The sequence below is a fragment of the Seohaeicola saemankumensis genome, from assembly GCF_021021435.1.
Lineage (GTDB): Bacteria > Pseudomonadota > Alphaproteobacteria > Rhodobacterales > Rhodobacteraceae > Seohaeicola.
Map to the genome: position 1 here is coordinate 283,383 of NZ_JAINWI010000004.1, position 19,200 is coordinate 302,582.

The window sequence follows — 19,200 nt, forward strand, 5'->3', positions numbered from 1 at the left end:
CATCCTGAGATCATGCTGCAATAACCTGTACCGCGCGGCATGACAAAACCGGATTGCGACCTATTCTGTGCAGCGTTGTGGCGTGGAGCGAATAATGATAGGCGCAGCGCCAAATAGTTTCATGAAGGGTGCCAAGATGGCCAATGATTATATCATCAAAGATATCGCTCTTGCAGCTTACGGCCGCAAAGAGTTGGATATCGCGGAAACTGAAATGCCGGGCCTGATGGCCTGCCGCGCCGAGTTCGGCGAAAGCAAACCTCTGAAAGGCGCGCGGATTGTCGGGTCGTTGCACATGACGATCCAGACCGCAGTTCTGATCGAAACACTGGTGGCGCTGGGCGCGGATGTACGTTGGGCCTCGTGCAATATTTTCTCGACGCAGGATCACGCGGCGGCGGCGATTGCTGCGGGTGGAACACCTGTCTTCGCGATCAAGGGTCAGACACTGGAAGAGCATTGGGATTACCTCGACAAGTCCTTCATGTTCCCTGAAGGCGCGAACATGATCCTTGATGATGGCGGCGATGCGACGCTTTATGTTCTGCTGGGTGCGCGCGCCGAAGCCGGCGAGGACATCATTCCGGTTCCGCAGTCCGAAGAGGAAGAAGTCATCAAGGCGCAGATCAAAAAGCGCATGGCAGCAAGTCCGGGCTGGTTCACTAAGACTCGCGATGCGATCAAGGGCGTATCTGAGGAAACGACAACCGGCGTTCACCGCCTGTATGATTTGCACAAGAAAGGCCTGCTGCCGTTCCCTGCGATCAACGTCAACGACTCGGTCACCAAATCCAAATTCGACAATAAATACGGCTGCAAGGAATCGCTGGTCGACGGTATTCGCCGTGCAACTGACACCATGATGGCAGGTAAAGTGGCAGTCGTTTGCGGTTACGGTGATGTTGGCAAAGGCTCGGCTGCGTCGCTTCAGGGTGCCGGTGCGCGCGTCAAGGTGACGGAGGTTGATCCGATCTGCGCGCTTCAGGCTGCGATGGACGGATTCGAGGTAGTGTTGCTGGAAGACGTAGTTAACAGCGCGGATATCTTCATCACGACAACAGGCAACAAGGACGTGATCCGCATCGAGCATATGCGCGAGATGAAGGACATGGCGATCGTCGGGAATATCGGCCATTTCGACAACGAGATTCAGGTGGCCTCGCTCAAGAACCACAAATGGACCAATATCAAGGAACAGGTGGACATGATCGAAATGCCTTCGGGCAACCGGATCATCCTTCTGTCCGAGGGGCGTTTGCTGAACCTTGGAAATGCCACTGGCCATCCGTCTTTCGTGATGTCAGCAAGCTTTACCAACCAGGTGCTCGCGCAGATCGAGTTGTGGACCAAGGGCGAGGACTACAAACCCGGTGTCTATATCCTGCCCAAGGCGCTGGACGAGAAAGTGGCGCGCCTGCATCTGGACCGGATCGGTGTGAAACTGACGAAGCTGGATGCGGATCAGGCGGCCTATATCGGTGTGACACCCGAGGGCCCTTTCAAGTCGGAACACTATCGCTACTGATACTTCGACCTGCCTTTCAGCTAAAAGGCCCGCCATTGGCGGGCCTTTTCCTATCTTGCGTCGCCACAAAACCGTTGAGTGTTGCAGAAGACTCGCTAACGTCAGGCTGGGGCCGACCGGCCGCGCCGTCCTTAGGACAGAATTGAAGACTGACGAGGGAGTTTGAAATGGGAAAGCGTGACGATTTGATCGCCAAATATGCAGACGATCTGAAAAACAAATGCGGCATGCAGCCAGATATGGACCTTTTGACCAAGGTAACAATCGGCTGTGGTCCGGCAATTTACAATCCGGATTCGTCGACTGTGGCCGCAACACAAGAGAGCGAACTGGAAACGGTAAAGGCCAATTTCCTGATGAAGAAACTGGGTCTGCCTGACAGCCCCAAACTGATGGAAGCGCTGCATTCTGTCTTGGATACCTACGGCAAATCCGAGCGGAACAAATACCGTGCCGTCGTGTATTACATGCTGACAAAGCATTTCGGCAAGGAAGCCATCTACAAATAACACACTGATATTATGTGCTAAACACCCGCCTCAGGGCGGGTGTTTATCGTTTTACACAAATTGCAAGAACTTGGCGTTTGTGCCGGGGCTTTGACCGTCCTATTCTCGAACCTATCGGGCCAGTATGGCCGGAACCTAATCCAGAGATCACGTGTGGTGTGTAGGGAGCACGTGGGGTAGCGGGGGGTTCTGGCTGTTGGCCTGTTCTCCCCGCGTTTCCTTTGTTCAGTCAGACAGACCTGCAAGAGCGCAGACAATGCGCCATTCTTCTGCGGTTACAGGCTGCACCGACAGGCGCGAGTTGCGGACAAGCATCATGTCGCCGAGTCGGTTATCCGACTTGATCTGATCAAGTGTCACAGGTGTGACAACCGGCTTTACTGCCTTGATGTCGACACATTCCCATCGGGAATCGTCCGTCGTGCTGTCAGGATGGGCTTTTTTGATTACCTCGACGATACCGACGACCGCCTTTTCTGTTTGCGAATGATAGAAGAAACCGAAGTCCCCGATTTCCATCTCGCGCATGAAATTGCGTGCCTGATAGTTGCGGACACCGTCCCATTCCTCGCCCTTGTCGCCCCGTGCAACCTGATCTTCCCAGCCCCAGACAGTTGGTTCTGTTTTGAACAGCCAGTAGCGCATCACCCGATTACTTTCTTCCACGGTATCAACTCGACGCCCTGAAACAGACCTGCTTTTGAATAGGGGTCGCCGGCGGCCCATTGCATGGCCTGTTCCATATCCGCGACCTCAAGGATTAGCAGGGAGCCGATCATCTGCTCCTCCTTGTCCAGCAATGGTCCGGCCTGACGGACAACGCCGGTTTGTTTGACGTAGTCGAGATGGGCAGCGCGATTGGCCATCCGTGTCTCGAGGGCGCCGGACTTATCGCGGGCGATCAGGGCAACAAACATTCATTCCTCCTTCAAGGGACGGGACAATAGCATTTCCATGGCTTGGCGTAGCTGGACCTTTCCGTCAAGCAGGGCCACTACTGCAGCGGTAATCGGCATGTCCAATCCCAAAGTCTCGGCCTGCTTCAAAGCTGCCCGCGCCGTAGCCGCACCCTCGACCGTGATGGCAGGATCGAAAGCCTCGTTTCGCCCGAGCGACAAGCCGAAACGCATGTTGCGGCTTTGGGGACTGTTGCATGTCAGGACCAGATCTCCAAAACCAGACAGCCCGGACAGTGTTTCCGGTCGTGCACCCAGTGCCTGCGCGAGCCGTTGCATTTCTGCATAGCCACGGGTCATCAGGGCCGCGCGGGCGCTGTCGCCCAGCCCTGCGCCAATGACAGCACCAGCCGCGATGGCGATCACGTTCTTCAGCGCTCCACCAAGCTCAGCCCCGATCGTGTCTGTAGAACGATAAATTCGCAAATTGCCCGTTGTTAGTGTCGCTTGCAGGGTCTTGCCCTTTTCGGCATCTGCGCAAGCCAGCGTCAGCGCGGTTGGAAGACCTCTTGCAATGTCACTGGCAAAGCTTGGGCCTGTCAGGATCGCTGCAACATTGTCTGGCATCAATTCCCGTATGATTGCCACAGGGCCAAGTGTCGTAGAAAGCTCGATCCCCTTGCAGCAAGCCACCAGATCACGGCGATACAAGGCGTCTGTCTCGGTGTTCAGCAGATCACGCAGTTTTTGCATAGGAACAGCCAGCAGAACAGGGCCGGAGTTTTGCGAAATCTTGGCAGTGACCAGAAGGTTTTCGGGAAAAACGACACCCGGCAAGCGCAAAGCGTTCTCGCGCGTGTTTTGCATGGTCTGCACTTGCGCCGGATCACGAGACCACAGGGACACCTCTTTGCCGGCTTCCGCCAGTGAAATAGCCAAAGCAGTGCCGAACGCGCCTGAACCCAGAACGGTAATCATGCCTTGGCTCCCTTCTTTCCACTTCCCAGCAATGTGGGGCTGGTCCGGTCCAAAGGCCAGCGTGGTCTTGCTGCAAGAGTCATGTCGTCACTGAACCCTGATCGGAACCTTTCCAATCCAGCATAGGCGATCATCGCGGCATTGTCGGTACATAACGCAAGGGGCGGGGCGACAAAGCAGACATTTTTTTGGGCTGCAACAGACTCTAGTTTCAGCCGGATCATACGGTTTGCAGCAACACCGCCTGCCACCGCCAGAACGGGTTGATCAGGGTTCTCGGCAAGATAGATATCCAGCGCGCGGCGTGTTTTCTCGGCCAGTACATCGGCGACAGCCATCTGGAAGCCCGCGCAGAGATCTGCACGGTCGCGCCGTGTCAGGCCGCCCTTCCCGGCTATCACCTTGTCGCGCATCCGCAGGAGAGCGGTTTTCAAACCAGAGAACGACATGTCACACCCTTCCCTGTCCAGCAGCGGACGGGGAAAGGTATAGTGGTCCGGATCGCCCCCGAGGGCTTCCGCCTCGACAGCCGGCCCTCCCGGTTGCGGCAATCCCAGAAGTCTGGCGGTTTTGTCGAAAGCCTCACCCGGGGCGTCGTCGATCGTGCCACCAAGGCGGATGAAATCGTCAGTGCCGCGCACCAACAAAAACTGGCAATGACCGCCTGAAGCCAGAAGCATCAGATAAGGATACTCCACTTGATCTGTCAGTCGCGGGGTCAGGGCGTGCCCCGCCAGATGGTTTACCCCGATCAGTGGCAGCCCTGCACCCATAGCAAGCCCCTTGGCGCACATGACCCCCGCCAGCACCCCACCGATAAGGCCCGGGCCTGCGGTAACCGCAATTGCATCCATGTCGGAAAGGGCAAGGCCAGCTTGTGACAATGCCTGTTCAACGCAGAGATCCAGCTTTTCGGTATGGGCGCGTGCGGCGATTTCCGGAACGACGCCGCCAAAGGCACTGTGGAGGTCAGTCTGGCCGAGAACGACGGATGACATGATTTCTGCCGGATCAGTGCCTGTTTGACGCACAATCGAGGCGGCCGTATCGTCACAACTGCTTTCCAGCCCCAATATCTTCAAAGTCGCGACCATTGACCTGCCATCCCTACCATCCACGGTCCTTTCCGTTGCAAGACCATGCGTTGCGAGGTAACACCAGACAAGGATGCAAACAATCCCGGGGCAACGATGACACGGCCTGTGATCCTGCTGACCCGACCAGAAGCGTCGTCGCGCAGGATGGCGGGGATTTTGTTTGCCAGATGTGGCGACAGGGCAGGAATCTGCATCTCGCCACTCATGGAAATCCGCCTTGATCCGCGACTGCCATCGCTTGACGGGATTAAGACCCTTATATTTACATCGGCAAACGGCGTTGCCGCTTATGTTGCGGCAAAGGGACCCATGTCATTGGCCTGCTATACCGTCGGTGAAGCAACAGCGCAGGCGGCGCGGGATGCGGGACTTCGTGCGATTTCCGCTGGTGGCAATGCGGAAGCCTTGATCGCACGTATTCTCGAGGATGATGTCACCGGCCCTATGTTGCACCTACGCGGCACGCACGCGCGCGGTGAAGTAGCCGAAAGGCTCAGCGCGCTGGGCTGTCCGGTCTCGCAGGCGATTGTCTATACGCAGAACGCTATACCGCTGTCGGAAGAGGCCAGGGATCTGCTCGGTGGTGACGGGCCTGTGATACTGCCCGTTTTCTCGCCGCGCAGTGCGACGCTGCTTGGGTCTGGGCCGGTCCGCGCAAAGCTCTATATTGTTGCGATGAGCGATGCGGTTGCGGCGTCACTGCATCTGAATGTTGAAAGTTGTGTCATTGCGGCGAAGCCCGATTTCGAGAGCGTCGCGTCAGAAATCAATCTGCTTCTGGAAAACCAACCGTGGCGGCGCAACTTGCACTAGGCGGCGATGCATAGCTTGAGGCATCTGTTCTTGCGCAGTAGGCTTACCCTATTGAGGACGGAACGATGTATTGAGATTCGAAAGGGTGGCTGGACGTGGCAGACAAGAAGAAGACTTCCAACAAGCAGGATCTGCCAGATGATATCGAAGATGCGATTGTCGTAGACGGGACGACCGAAGAGACTACGAATAAGAATCCACCGGAAACTTCGGCTGATGTACCCGCTACAGATGAGGCGAACGCTATTCCTGATCCGGATGTATCCGCGCCTGAGGTCTCGGCTTCTGGGGATTCAGAGTCTGAAAAGCCGGAAGCCGAAGAAGCACCGCAGACAGAGCAAAGCCCCGAACCCGCTGCGGAAGCGGCTTCTGATACACCGCCCGCCACATCTGAACAGGTTGTTGTTCGCAAAGGCGGCTTTGTCCCGATGGTGCTTGGCGGGCTGGTCGCGGCGGGGATCGGGTTCGGTCTTGCCCATAGCGGTCTTTTGGAAGGCGTACCGCTTCCTCGCAGCGGGTCTGTGCAGGACAGCATGGACAACTTTTCCCAGCGTGTGGGTGCGCAAGATAATGCTCTGTCCGATCTGTCGGGACGTGTCGCCGCCTTGGAGGAAGCACCCGCACTAGAGGTTCCGGAAATACCGGACATGACCCCGATGATCGAGGATATAGCGACCCAGATCGGGGTGCTGGCGCAGCGACTTGATGCATTGGAAGCCCGTCCTGTCGGTGGTTCGGGTGTAATTGATGAAGGCGCACAAGCGGCCTTGGAGCAGACACAGCAAGAGTTGGATGAAATCCGTCAGGCATTGGCGGGCCAACGCGAAGAGCTTGCCTTGCTGACTGAAGAAGCCGCGCGGGAAGAAGAAGCCGCGCAATTGTCGGCCCGTACCGCCATGCAGCGCGCTGCTCTGACCCGTATCCAGACTGCGGTTGATACAGGCACAGGATATGCACAGGCTTTGACAGATCTGCAGGAAACAGACATGGACGTTCCGCAAGCTTTGCTGGAACAGGCCGAAGATGGGGTTCCCACGCTTGCCGATTTGCAATCGTCCTTTCCAGAAGTGGCGCGAGACGCCTTGCGTGCGGCACGCCAGCAAGACAGCGGAGGCGGTGTCACGGACTTCCTGCAAACCCAACTCGGTCTGCGGTCGCTGGAACCACGCGCAGGCAATGATCCCGACGCGATCCTTTCACGCGCCGAAGCTGCCTTGCGCGATGGTCGGGTGGCAGACACACTTGCAGAGCTTGAAGCTCTGTCCGAGCCTGCGATGGCAGTTCTGGACGGTTGGCAGTCACAGGCTGAAACGCGTCTTGCCGCGGTTGCAGCAGTGCAAGACCTTTCACAAACTTTGAATACGAACTGAAGGATAACAGAATGCTCTGGTCGCTACTCAAGATTATCCTGTTCGTCGTACTTGTTGCCGCCGCAACCCTCGGTGCCGCCTATCTGATGGAGCTAGAAGGCGGGGTTCGAATTGCGGCCGCTGGATACGAGGTGAACCTTACGCCGCTCTATGCGGTCATTCTGCTCGTCGCTTTGGTCTTTGCGGTCTGGCTGACTTTGCGTCTGGTTGCGTTGCTGATCGCCATTCTCAAATTCATCAACGGCGATGAAACTGCGATCACCCGCTATTTCAACCGCAACCGCGAGCGCAAAGGCTACCAGGCCCTGTCCGAAGGAATGCTGGCACTGGCTGCGGGTGAAGGTCGTCTGGCCATGGCTAAAGCGAGCAAGGCAGAGCGCTATCTGCACAAACCCGAGCTGACAAACTTGCTGACGGCACAGGCCGCCGAGATGTGCGGCGATCGCCGGAAAGCCGAAGAGGTTTACAAGCGGTTGCTCAAAAACGACGCGACCCGCTTTGTCGGCGTGCGCGGGATCATGAAACAGAAGCTGGCTGACGGTGACAATGCAACGGCGCTGAAACTTGCAGAGAAGGCATTGAACCTGCGCCCGAAACACGAAGAAACTCAGGATGTTCTGCTGCGCCTTCAGGCCAGCGCGCATGACTGGGCCGGTGCCCGCCGGACCTTGGGTGCGAAGTTGAAGCATGGAAGCCTGCCCCGCGATGTGCACAAGCGTCGCGATGCAGTTCTCGCGCTTTCTGAAGCAAAGGAAGTCCTGAGTGATGGCAGCGATATTGCCGCGCGCGAGGCAGCGATCGAGGCTAACAAGCTGTCGCCCGATCTGATCCCTGCCGCAGCCTTCGCTGCGCGGGGCTATATCGAACAGGGCAATGCGAAATATGCGACCCGCGTCGTCAAGAAAGCATGGGCCGCCCAACCTCATCCCGATCTTGCCGCCGCCTTTGCTGCCATTGCGCCGGACGAAACACCGGTGGCCCGCCTCAAGCGTTTCAAGCCGCTGATCGCGCAGCATCCGGACCATGTGGAATCGCGTCTTTTATTGGCCGAACTACACATCGCGAACGAGGATTTCCCCGAAGCTCGCCGCGCTTTGGGTGATCTGGTCGACAAAGCGCCCGATGCCCGTGTTCTGACGGACATGGCCGCCATTGCGCGTGGCGAGGGTGCCTCGGAGGTTGTGGTCAAAGGCTGGCTTGCCCGCGCCCTGACTGCACCTCGCGGACCGCAATGGGTTTGCGACAAATGTCACAACATCCATGCCGAATGGGTGCCGATCTGCGAGAACTGCAAGGGGTTCGATACGCTGTCCTGGACTGCTCCGCCTGCTGGTGTGACCACACCCGCCGCCGGAGGCGAGATGCTGCCGCGTATCGTGGGAACGATCGAGGACCAGTCGGGAACCAACACGGAGGAGGTTCGGGACGCCGAAATCCTACCGGATGAGGAGACTCTTCACAGGCCTATTGATGCTGCGGTCACTGAAGGGGATGTCGCACGAAAATAGGTCTTTTCCAGCAATAATCACGGTGCTATAGCGCCTCTCGCAGTGGCCGCTGTAGCTCAGCTGGTAGAGCACGTCATTCGTAATGATGGGGTCGGGGGTTCGAGTCCCTTCAGCGGCACCACTTGTAAACACCGAAATGCTCAACAAAATCCGAACATATTTGGTTTGTGTGTCTCGGCGAGTTTCGTTTCCCTGATTTTTCTTACCTTGGCATGCGTATCTCTGCTGTGTTGTGGCCCTAAACGCAAAGGCTGTGCTGCAATCCAGCGATCTTGGACGAGGTCTATCCCGGGTCAATCGTTTTCGTAGCCTGTCATTTCGAGATAGCCAATACCGCTGTGACTGCCGGTGACCGTAACCGGTCCTTCCCAATAAGGCACCGAGGTTGTCATCCAGGCATCGGGATTCATTGCCGAAACAACGACATCCAAATTGCGTTCGGGAAGCGTTACTTGCCAGATAATCGGCACATCGCGTCCAGCGACCCCATGCCAGCCTAGCGGGGCCGCGGTAAATGCACCGTCTGGTAAGGCTGTGGTCTGGCCGGTTGCTGTGATCCACGTTCCGGCAGTGAAGTTGCTTGATCCGCGAAGAACAAACCCCATCAACTTGTCGCCGCTGTCGAAGGACAGCGAGAACCAGTCCCAACCCTGTTGGTCCTCGGCCAAAGGTTGCGACGACCATTCCCTGTCGAGCCAAGCCTGACCTGTTACTGCGACATCGCCCTCGGGCAAGGTGAGTGTGCCGGAAAGATCAAAGAAAGGCTGCGAGTAGTAGTAGCTGGCTTGTCCGGCAGCGGATTTCACGGAATAGCCGCCTTGCCCGTGCAACACCAATGGCCCTTGCGCGCGCAAGCCCATATCGAAGGCAAAATCCGTGCCGGAAGCAGTCACCTTCAACTGGTCGAGATTGGGCCCCTGCATGATCCAGTCGTCGATCCACGCCCTGAACGGGGATACTTCGACACCAGCCTGCCCGACACCCCCGCGGGCCAGACGCTCTGCAACATAATGAGCGTCGGGTGTGGTTATCGCGGCATGTCCCATCCAGAGTTGCGGTGTATCCCAACCCTGACCGTCCTCGGGGGCAAGGGCGGAGCGGAACAGGGTCCATTGCAGCCCGTAGGTTATGTTGTCGGGCCCTGTCATATTGGCCGTCAGATACCACCATTCAATCCGGTAGGACGGATGCGCCCCATGATCCGCAGGGAATTCCAGAGCTGTGCCGCGTACCGGATTTGTGAATCCGTCCGCCGTGGTACCAAGCCCAGCAAAGCCCTGCGCCACAGCTTGGACTGGAAGCAAAAGCAGAAAGGCCAGCAATCTAGCGCTCATTGCGGAACACTCCTAACAACTGGGTGGGTGGTGTGCGCGCCAACTTCCATGCCGGCCAGAGGGCGGCCAGCGCGGCAGCGACCAGTGTCAGACCGCCCAGACGCAGGTAATCCAGGGGAAACAGATACATCGGCAGCTTCCAACCGAACGCTTCTACATTCACCACGGCCAGTAGTGCCCATGACAGTGCAAGCCCCAGCGGTAGCGCAAGCGTTGCGGTCAGTGCTGCCAGAACAACCGCCCGCAAAAGGTCCAGCAAGGCAAGCTTGCGTCGCGTGAGACCCAAAGCCCAGACAGGTGCCAACTGCGGAAGCCGCATGGCTGCAAGTGTCAGAAGGCTCATCAGGATCGCAAAACCTGCCACTGCTAGAGTGAGAGCATTCAATGCTGCAGTTACGGTGAAAGTCCGCTCGAAGACCGCAAGGGACATGGCCTTGATTGTTGACTGGTCCGTAATGGCGGCATCGCCAAGGCCTGCATCTGTGCGCAAGGCATCGCGCAACGGCGCGACCTTGTCGGGGCCGACCCGCAGACCGAAACGCAAAGCTCTAACTTCTGGATAGGCTTCGCTGAACAGTGGTTCGGTTACGATAACCTGTCCGATCGGGTTTCCGTAATCGCCATAGACCCCAAGAACAGGCAAAGTTCTTCCCGGAATGATCGTGATCTCGGAGCCAAGATCTAGTTCGGTGCGCCGGTAGAGTTGTTCGTTGATCAGCACGCCGTCACCGCGGGCCAGTCTGTCCCATGCATCCGGCACGGCGTGGAGAAACTTCCAGTTTTCGCGATAGGTGGCATGATCACGGGCGGCATAGATCTGAGCGGGTTGGCCTGCGACCAGTCTGTCCACCCAAAGGAGCGGCAGGACTACATCGGCTTTGTCTTCTGCTACGGCGAGGATGGCATCGGCCTGTGCTGCGCTCTCGGCACTGACATAGAGTTCGGAGGCCAGGCGCTGATCCAGAAAGCCGACAAAGGTCAGCCTGAAAGACGATACCATCGTCGATACGCCCACATTCGCGGACATTGCGAGCAAGAGTGCCATAAGCGCCAGCGAAAGACCCGGAAGCTGTTGGCGTGTGTCAGCCCAGAACCATTGGGTTATCGGGGCACGCGCCTGCCCTTCCGCCAGTCGCAACAGCAGTGACAGGAATGGTGGCAAAACCAACGCGCCGCCAATCAGAAGCGCCCCCAACATCACGAAACCTGCCACAATACCTGTGCCCCAGATGCCTAGTGCTGCAGCCAGTCCCAGAAGCATGATCGCGGCAAAAGCCATACCGCTACCCTGCCGTGCCATGACCCAAGCGCGCGGTTGCGCGCCGCTGAGCAATGGCATCCGCGCTAATGACCATAATGCGCCAAAGGCTGCGACAGCCGTGCCGCCCAAGGCAATAGCCAGGCCGGACAACCACCAGGACGGCCGCAGGCTGAGCTCTCCTGACAGATCGGCCCCATATAGCCCGCGCAGGGTGGCCGCGACATCCGGCAATAGCGCCGCAGCGATGAGATAGCCCAAGGCTACGCCCAGCGCGCCCGCGATCAAGGCCAGAGCCGCCAGTTCGACAGCCATCAGCGCAATCAGCCTGACCAGTGGCGCACCCAAGGCCCGTAATGTCCTCACCATCGGCCTGCGCTGCTCAAAGGCAAGACCTATGGCCCCGTGAACTATAAACAATCCGACCGCAAAGGATAGCAAACCAAAGGCTGTCAGGTTCAGGTGAAAGCTTTCCGTCAATTGCGCCACCTCACCGCCCTGTTGTGGATCGGTCTGGATCAGTTCGGGCGCAATCTGTGCCAAAGGCTGTTGCGTGATTGGCTGGTCCGGCAGGACGATCAGCCGGTCAATCTGGTCGAATCGTTCCAGCAAAAGCTGTGCCACCCCGATATCTGTGAGCGCGGTATTGGGGGCCACGTCCGGTGTTGGCTGCAACGCCGCACCTGTTTGCGGCAGTCTGGCCAGCGTATCGGGACGCGCAAAGATCTGGCCCGCGCCCGACAGGAAATCCCCCAGATCAACGCCATTTCCCAAACGGACCGGACCAAGATCGCGGGGGGCTGTCAGGGGCTCCAACCCGACGATGCGGATTGTGTCCAACCGCCCTTCGACAACAGGCGAAACCGCCCAGCCTGCGCGACGCAGCGCGATATAGGTTTGCTGCGGGATCGGCCCGCCATCTTGCGCGGTGATCTGGCTGTAACTGGCCTCGCCAATCGTTGCAGCGGCAGCGTCATAGCTGCTGCGCGCCTGTTCGTTGATGGCCTGCACGCCGGACCACAAGGCCGTGGCAAGGGCCAGCCCGACCATCAGTGTTAGCAGTTGCAAAGGGTTGCGGCGCCAGTGCCCAAGTAGCGCCGACAGGATGGCCGCTGTCACGTCAAACGCCCCGCCCGCAGATATGCCCGTCGCGGCAGACGCGCGGCAAGCCTCTCGGAATGTGTCACAAGGATCAGGCTTGCGCCGTTCTCGATGACAAGATCCTGCAGCAGCGCCAGCACATTATCCGCAGTAGCTTCGTCAAGATTGCCGGTAGGTTCATCCGCCAGCACCAGTTGCGGGCGCGCGGCCAATGTGCGTGCTATGGCGACGCGTTGTTGCTGACCGCCCGACAGTTGTTCAGGGTATTTGTTCAAGTGGTCGTCTAACCCGAGACGCTCTACGAGCACCCTGACCATTGACGGGTCATGCCGCCCCGCAAGGCGTGCCTGAAAAGCAATGTTGTGCGCGATCGATAGCGAAGGGATCAGATTGAACTGTTGGAATATCACGCCCAGCGACCCGCGCCGCAGGGCTGCACGACCTGAATCGTTCATTGGTGTTAGATCAATACCATCAAAAACAACCCTACCACTATCAGCGCTGTCGAGGCCGCCGATCAGGTGCAGCAGCGTGCTTTTACCCGATCCGGACTCGCCGGTCAGGGCAAGCATGTCGCCCTGTTCAAGATCAAGCGACACATGGTCAAGCACCGCCTTTTCATTGCCGGCATAATTTTTGGTCACATCTGTCAAGCGCAGCAGCATTCTGTTTCCTCCGCTTTTGAAGATGTAACACGCTGTGCGTCGATGGAAAGCAACGCAGACCTGTGCATCGGCATGTTCCGACATTGACTACCGGCCAGGGTTAGGCTCTGGCAACTTGCCTTCAATTTGATCCGTTAATCCCTTCGCAACACATCAGCCGCTAAACCCTTTGATGGGTGAGTTGGAAGGTGGTGGAGATGGGCACGCAGCCAAATGCGGCGCCAGTCATCATCAAACGAAAGAAGGTCATTGAAGGCGGCGGACACCACGGTGGTGCGTGGAAAGTTGCCTACGCCGATTTTGTCACGGCAATGATGGCTTTCTTCATGTTGATGTGGCTGTTGAACGCGACAACGGAAAAACAGCGCAAGGGTCTTGCGGACTATTTCGCGCCTACAGTGGCAATCAGCCGTGTGTCAGGCGGTAGTGATGGCGCATTCGGTGGTGACAGTATTTTCTCGGAAGAGGTGTTGCCGCGGATGGGAACAGGGGCCACCAGCCTGCGGCCTACGGAAAGCGACAAGGCCAGAGGTGAATCCGCAGATGATGGGGTGCGCAAAGACGCGCTTGAAAAGATCAATCAGGCGCTTTTCGACCGTGCCGGACTAAGTGCTATCCAAAGCGCGGCACTTGCACATGTGACAACGCGCCTTTCGGATGAGGGTCTGGTGGTCGAACTTTTTGATTTGCCGGATGCTGTTCTGTTCAATCTCCGGACTGATGAACCAACGCCACTGCTTGAGGAATTGGCATTCATGGTTCAGCAAGCTTTTGCGCTGGTCGTGAACCCGCTGGCGATTGAAGGTCATGTGCATTCGTTTCCGGTAGTGCTGCGCGACAGACCGGTGTGGGGTCTTTCGACAGCGCGGGCCAACCGTATGCGAGAATTACTTGCTAGGCAGGGCTTTGAAGAGGAACGGATCGTCAGGGTTGTCGGGCATGCGGATCGCAAGCTGGCAGAGGCAAATCCGCTGGCCACAAGAAACAACCGGCTGGAACTGATCCTTCTGATGATCCCCGAGTGACCCGAGAGGTGCAGGATGCGGGTTTGAACTATATTGGATTTTAGTCGTTAGCCTGCTGTTAAACGGTTGCCTGTAATGCTGATGGCACGGTGACAGATGCAGCAGAAAGGCGTGTCCATGACGATCTCCTCCTCCTTGAATGCCGGTGTAGCCGGGCTGTCGGTCAATGCCAGCCGGCTTGCGGCCATTTCGGACAACATCGCGAACTCCGCGACCTTTGGCTACAAACGGATGGAGGCGGATTTTCACTCGATGGTCATTTCGCCGAACGGTGGCACCTATTCTGCTGGCGGTGTCAGGGTGACCTCTCACCGCTTGATCGATCAACGCGGGCCATTGGTGTCCACAAGCAATCCGACCGATCTTGCCGTGCGGGGGCGGGGGTTCCTTCCGGTGGCGGCCGCGTCCGAAGTCACGGTCGGAAATGGCAAGCAGATGATGCTGACTACAACAGGGTCATTCCGGACTGATGCTGATGGCTATCTTCGCACGGAATCCAATCTTGTTCTTCTTGGCTGGCCTGCTTTGCCGGATGGCAGCATCCCCACCTATCCGCGCGACACAAGTGCAGGGCTGCAGCCCGTCCAGATCAATGTCAACCAGTTCACCGGCGATCCGACGACACGCATGAGCCTTGGCGTCAACCTGCCGGCTACGGAAACAGGTGCGGGTGAGACAGGGGCATCGCGGGAGTTGTCAGTCGAATACTTCGGCAACCTTGGAACATCAGAAAGCCTTCTGATCGAATATGCTCCGACCGTTCCAACGACAGGCTCCTCGAATCAATGGACAATGCTGATCCGCGACACCGCTTCACCGGGGGTCGTGATTGGCGAATACATCTTGGACTTCAATGATGGGCGAAGTGCGGGTGGCACGCTATCGGCTGTCACGACAGTGTCAGGCGGTGCTTATGATCCGGCACTTGGCTCATTGATCGTCAACGTCGCCGGGGGCCCGATGGAGGTGAATATCGGGCGGATCGGCGCCTCTGACGGGATCACACAACTATCCAACAGTTTCGCGCCGGTCTCGATCTCGAAAGACGGCTCGCCCGTCGGCAATATGACATCGGTTCAAGTGGATGCGAATGGTTTCGTCCACGCCTTTTTCGACACCGGGATAACGCGGCGCATCTACCAGATCCCGCTGGTCGACATGCCGAACCCGAACGGGATGGTCGCATTGGACGAACAAACATATCTGCCCTCGCCCGAAAGCGGAACCTATTTTCTCTGGGATGCAGGGGATGGACCGACCGGAGATATCGTCGCCTTTGCGCGAGAGGAATCCGCCACCGACGTTGCCGGAGAATTGACCGATATGATCCAAACGCAGCGCGCCTACTCCTCGAATGCGAAAGTTATTCAGACTGTGGACGAGATGTTGCAGGAGACGACAAACATCAAACGTTGACCGCAGGTTTGATCGAAGAATACCTCAAACAGTCGAGGAAGATAGAAGATGAGCATTTCCGGTGCCCTTTCCAATGCGCTCAGCGGTCTTACAGCGGCTTCGCGATCTGCGGAGGTGGTCGCGTCCAACATAGCCAACGCTGCTACCGAAGGATACGCTACACGCTCCGTTTCGCTTTCATCCCGTCAAGGCACGACCGGCGGGGTCCGGATAGACGATATCCAGCGTTTCGTAGATAAGGCCCTTCTCGCGGAACGCCGGCTAGCCGATGCAGACCATGAACACAGCAAGGCACTGTCTCAGACTTTCAAAAGGGTCGCGGCGCTTTTTGGTTCCCCGCTTGAGGATTCGTCGCTCGTCATGCGAGCGGCTGTTTTGGAAACGTCACTGGTCGAGGCAGCGAGTCGCCCTGAGTCTCCTGAGAGACTTGCCGGTGTAGTGTTTAATGCAACCGCTCTTGTTCAGAAGATGAACGAGATATCCGATGGCCTGCAATCAATCAGAACGGAAGCAGACCGCAGCATTGCCGATCAGGTGGCGCGGTTGAACCGCGATCTTGAACAGGTGCAACAGATCAATCAAAGGATTGTGTCTTTCGAAGCGCAAGGCGTTGAGACGGCCCCGCTTCTTGACGAGCGGCAAACTCTTATCAACCGGATCGGACAGATCGTCCCTGTGATTGAAGTGCCCCGCGACCGCGGGGCGATTGCTTTGTTCACCCCGGGCGGTTCCGTCTTGCTTGACGGTCCCGCAGCGCGGATCGCCTTCGAGCCTGCGAACCAAGTGGCTCCACATATGACGCAGTCAGCGGGGTTTCTCTCGGGATTGACCCTGAATTCCGTACCAATCAGCACTGACCGAAGGCTTGGTCCAATGCAGGGTGGAAGCCTTGGTGCCGCATTCCAGATACGGGACGAGGTGGCAACGGAGGCCCAAACCCAACTGGATGCTACTGCGCGCGATCTTTTGGAGCGATTTGCTTCGCCAAGCCTTGATCCAACGTTGGTCGTCGGACAGGCGGGGTTGTTCACCGATGCCGGCACTCCATTCGATCCAGCACAAGAAGTCGGACTTTCTGGACGCATCTCCTTGAACGCAAGCGTAGACCCGTCACAAGGTGGCGCGCTTTGGCGTCTGAAAGAAGGAATTGCCGCATCTGCGTCGGGAAATGCCGGTGATGGCGCTCTGTTGAACCGTATGCTGGACACTTTGGCTACAGCGCGCGCCCCGTCTTCTGAGATGTTCAATGCGGGCTCTTTATCTTTTTCCGAATTGACTGCGCGGGTCCTGTCCAATGTCGGTTCTCTGCGCCAGCAAGCCGAGCAGCATCAAAGTTCGGCGAGTATTCGGGTTTCGGCGCTCCAAATCGCTGAACTCGAGAACGGAGTTGATACCGACGATCAACTCCAAAGGCTAATGCTTATCGAGCAGGCATACTCGGCCAATGCCCGCGTCATTCAGACGGTGAATGACATGATCGACAGTTTGTTGAGGATCTGAACATGTCTATGGTTTCATTGGGCGACCTCGCGCAATCATTGGTGATGCGCCGCCAAAACCTGCAAATTCGGCAGGACATCACGCGTTTGGCGGAAGAAGTTGCAACCGGACGAACATCAACACTATCGAGCCATCTATCAGGTGACTTTTCATTGCTGTCTGATATCGAGCGTGGTCTCGAGGTGCTGAAAGGCTTCAAGACTTCTATTGCCGAAGCGGGCCTTTTCACGGACGGAATGCAAAAGGTACTGGGGCAAGTACAAGATATCAGCACTGATCTCTCAACCAACATTTTGAGTTTGGCTGACAGCGGCCTGCCGATACAGAGCTCGGGGCTGTCGAATACCGGTTCAGACGCCTTGGATCAGATGGTAGCTCTGCTGAATATTCGGATCGCGGGGCGCAGTCTTTTTGCTGGGGATGCTACAGATCGTCCCGCTTTGGCCAGTGCAGACAACATCATGTCTGAAATCAGAATGGCGATTTCGGGTCTCGACTCGGTGTCCGACATCCAATTGGCTGTGGCGGCTTGGTTTGATTCTCCATCGGCTGGGTTCGAAGAAACTGCCTATCTGGGTTCTTCTACCGGTCTTTCGCCCTATAGGCTGGATCACGGAGTCAGCGTGGATCTGGATCTGCGTGCCGATTCCGCTGCGTTGCGCTCTGTCCTCAAACAAATTGCATTGGCTGCGGTGGTGACCGATCCGACAACACCAATTTCTGCTACAGACCGTCAGGCAATGGCTCGGTCCAGCGCGATTGAACTGATGAATGCGCAAGCGGGCTTGACGGGTTTGCGGGCAGATCTCGGCTTTGCACAAGCGCGGATTGAGGAAGGTCAGGTCCGGCAAGCAAGCGAGAAAACGTCACTTGAATTGACACGAAACACTCTCCTGTCGGTAGATTCCTACGAGTCAGCGACGAAACTTGAAGATGCACAGACGCGTCTGGAAAGCCTCTACGCCGTAACCGTCCGTCTCTCGCGCCTTTCGCTTTCGGATTTCATGCGATGAAGTTGTTCCGGCTTGTGCCCGCCCCAATCTTGCTTTTGGCAACCTTGTTGCTGCCCGACTTGGCCGGCGCCAATCCTGTCAGAATAAAGGACCTTGTGGAGTTCGACGGTGTCAGAAACAACGATCTTATCGGATACGGACTTATTGTTGGCCTCAATGGAACCGGCGACGGCATTCGCAATGCCCCTTTCACAGAAGAGATCATGTCAAATGTTCTTGAGCGTTTGGGCGCCAATATGGCGGGAGAACAGATTCGCCCGAAAAATGTTGCAGCCGTATTTGTGACTGCCAGCTTGCCACCCTTCTCGCGGGCGGGGGGGCGGATTGATGTCACGGTTTCCGCAATTGGTGATGCCAAAAGCCTGCTTGGTGGTACATTGATAATGACGCCGCTGACTGCCGCCGACGGGCAAATCTATGCGGTTGCGCAAGGTACCGTGATTGCTGGCGGTGCGGCAGCAGAGGGTGAAGGGGGCACCATTATCAAAGGTGTGCCGACATCAGGATCAATTCCGGCGGGTGCAAATGTCGAGCGCGAGATCGACTTTCAGCTATCCAGTCTTTCTTCGCTTAGGTTGGCCTTGCGTGAACCTGACTTCACGACAGCCGGACGGATCGAGAAAGCAATCAACGAGAATTTCAGACGATCTGTCGCCGTTATGCTCGATTCCGGTACTGTGCAGATCGACGTATCTTCAACTCGAATGGCCTCAACAGCACACGCGCTTGGTCGCATTGAAAACATCATCGTCGAGCCTGCGGGCAAAGCGCGTGTGGTGATTGACCAGAGGTCCGGAACGATTGTCATGGGCGAAGACGTCCGTATAGCAAGGGTCGCCGTTTCGCAGGGAAATCTGACACTTCGGATACAGGAAGAGCCATTGGCAATACAGCCCAATCCATTCTCGCCGGGAGAGACTGTCATCGTACCCCGCACGAATGTCAGCATGGAAGAAGACGTAGGAACAGGCTTGGCAGAGATACCGTCCGGAACTTCGCTTTCCGAGGTCATTGCCGGCTTGAACGCGCTGGGCGTCGCTCCGCGTGACATGATCGACATACTAAAAAGTATAAAAGCCGCAGGTGCCCTACATGCAGAATTTATTGTCCGATAGGTGCGTATATACTGCTTTTAAGCAAACAACATTAAATCGAGTTGACATAATGGCAGTAGCCTCTGTGGTTCATGTGC

General features: G+C 57.1%; 17 protein-coding genes and 1 tRNA gene. 11 read left to right on the forward strand and 7 right to left on the reverse strand.

Annotated elements, in window-relative coordinates:
- Positions 1–136 precede the first annotated feature (136 nt).
- Together ahcY and K7H22_RS03245 are read left to right on the forward strand one after the other, a co-directional pair.
- Entirely contained in the window at positions 137–1,525 is a 1,389-nt protein-coding gene (gene ahcY / locus K7H22_RS03240) for an adenosylhomocysteinase (RefSeq protein WP_230799288.1), read from the forward strand.
- 167 nt (positions 1,526–1,692) lie between these two features.
- Positions 1,693–2,034 (forward strand): DUF2853 family protein, encoded by a 342-nt coding sequence (locus tag K7H22_RS03245; RefSeq protein WP_230799289.1) that lies wholly within the window; start codon positions 1,693–1,695, stop codon positions 2,032–2,034.
- A gap of 225 nt (positions 2,035–2,259) precedes the next feature.
- On the opposite strand, the gene K7H22_RS03250 is transcribed toward K7H22_RS03245, so the two are convergent.
- Genes K7H22_RS03250 through tsaD form a run of 4 tightly spaced genes read right to left on the reverse strand, consistent with a single transcriptional unit; the run spans position 2,260 to position 5,002 of the window.
- Entirely contained in the window at positions 2,260–2,679 is a 420-nt protein-coding gene (locus K7H22_RS03250) for an EVE domain-containing protein (RefSeq protein ID WP_230799290.1), read from the reverse strand.
- A complete protein-coding gene (locus K7H22_RS03255) occupies positions 2,679–2,951 on the reverse strand; it encodes a YciI family protein (RefSeq protein ID WP_230799291.1) in 273 nt (90 codons plus the stop codon). The genes K7H22_RS03250 and K7H22_RS03255 overlap by 1 nt, the downstream gene beginning before the upstream one ends.
- A complete protein-coding gene (locus K7H22_RS03260; protein WP_230799292.1) occupies positions 2,952–3,908 on the reverse strand; it encodes an NAD(P)H-dependent glycerol-3-phosphate dehydrogenase in 957 nt (318 codons plus the stop codon).
- Positions 3,905–5,002, reverse strand: coding sequence for a tRNA (adenosine(37)-N6)-threonylcarbamoyltransferase complex transferase subunit TsaD (gene tsaD / locus K7H22_RS03265; protein WP_230799293.1), 1,098 nt, complete (start codon positions 5,000–5,002; stop codon positions 3,905–3,907). The genes K7H22_RS03260 and tsaD overlap by 4 nt, the downstream gene beginning before the upstream one ends.
- Positions 5,003–5,098: 96 nt before the next feature.
- Between tsaD and K7H22_RS03270 the strand changes: the two genes are divergently transcribed.
- The 4 genes from K7H22_RS03270 (at position 5,099) to K7H22_RS03285 (ending at position 8,817) form a co-directional block, all read left to right on the forward strand.
- The gene (locus K7H22_RS03270) at positions 5,099–5,818 is read left to right on the forward strand and encodes a uroporphyrinogen-III synthase (protein WP_230799294.1); all 720 of its coding nucleotides are present in this window, start codon (positions 5,099–5,101) and stop codon (positions 5,816–5,818) included.
- A 95-nt stretch (positions 5,819–5,913) separates the two neighbouring features.
- Positions 5,914–7,188 carry a COG4223 family protein gene (locus K7H22_RS03275; protein ID WP_230799295.1) on the forward strand — a complete coding sequence of 425 codons (1,275 nt, stop codon included), beginning with the start codon at positions 5,914–5,916 and terminating at the stop codon, positions 7,186–7,188.
- 11 nt (positions 7,189–7,199) lie between these two features.
- Positions 7,200–8,696, forward strand: coding sequence for a heme biosynthesis protein HemY (locus K7H22_RS03280; protein ID WP_230799296.1), 1,497 nt, complete (start codon positions 7,200–7,202; stop codon positions 8,694–8,696).
- Positions 8,697–8,741: 45 nt separating this feature from the next.
- Positions 8,742–8,817, forward strand: a tRNA-Thr gene (locus tag K7H22_RS03285).
- A 172-nt stretch (positions 8,818–8,989) separates the two neighbouring features.
- Here the strand turns inward: K7H22_RS03285 and K7H22_RS03290 are convergent.
- The 3 genes from K7H22_RS03290 to K7H22_RS03300 are packed head-to-tail and all read right to left on the reverse strand — an operon-like array spanning position 8,990 to position 13,054.
- Entirely contained in the window at positions 8,990–10,030 is a 1,041-nt protein-coding gene (locus K7H22_RS03290; RefSeq protein ID WP_230799297.1) for a lipocalin-like domain-containing protein, read from the reverse strand.
- Positions 10,020–12,407 carry an FtsX-like permease family protein gene (locus tag K7H22_RS03295; protein WP_230799298.1) on the reverse strand — a complete coding sequence of 796 codons (2,388 nt, stop codon included), beginning with the start codon at positions 12,405–12,407 and terminating at the stop codon, positions 10,020–10,022. Before K7H22_RS03295 ends, K7H22_RS03290 begins: the two co-directional genes overlap by 11 nt.
- A complete protein-coding gene (locus K7H22_RS03300; RefSeq protein WP_230799299.1) occupies positions 12,404–13,054 on the reverse strand; it encodes an ABC transporter ATP-binding protein in 651 nt (216 codons plus the stop codon). Before K7H22_RS03300 ends, K7H22_RS03295 begins: the two co-directional genes overlap by 4 nt.
- Before the next feature lie 197 nt (positions 13,055–13,251).
- Between K7H22_RS03300 and K7H22_RS03305 the strand changes: the two genes are divergently transcribed.
- From K7H22_RS03305 to K7H22_RS03325, 5 genes are all read left to right on the forward strand, one after another.
- Positions 13,252–14,079 (forward strand): flagellar motor protein MotB, encoded by an 828-nt coding sequence (locus K7H22_RS03305; protein ID WP_230799300.1) that lies wholly within the window; start codon positions 13,252–13,254, stop codon positions 14,077–14,079.
- Between the two features lie 117 nt (positions 14,080–14,196).
- Positions 14,197–15,495 (forward strand): flagellar hook protein FlgE, encoded by a 1,299-nt coding sequence (locus K7H22_RS03310; protein WP_230799301.1) that lies wholly within the window; start codon positions 14,197–14,199, stop codon positions 15,493–15,495.
- A 48-nt stretch (positions 15,496–15,543) separates the two neighbouring features.
- Positions 15,544–16,995, forward strand: coding sequence for a flagellar hook-associated protein FlgK (flgK, locus tag K7H22_RS03315; protein WP_230799302.1), 1,452 nt, complete (start codon positions 15,544–15,546; stop codon positions 16,993–16,995).
- A 2-nt stretch (positions 16,996–16,997) separates the two neighbouring features.
- Positions 16,998–18,008, forward strand: coding sequence for a flagellin (locus tag K7H22_RS03320; RefSeq protein WP_230799303.1), 1,011 nt, complete (start codon positions 16,998–17,000; stop codon positions 18,006–18,008).
- Entirely contained in the window at positions 18,005–19,123 is a 1,119-nt protein-coding gene (locus K7H22_RS03325) for a flagellar basal body P-ring protein FlgI (RefSeq protein ID WP_230799304.1), read from the forward strand. The genes K7H22_RS03320 and K7H22_RS03325 overlap by 4 nt, the downstream gene beginning before the upstream one ends.
- The last annotated feature ends 77 nt before the right edge of the window (positions 19,124–19,200 follow it).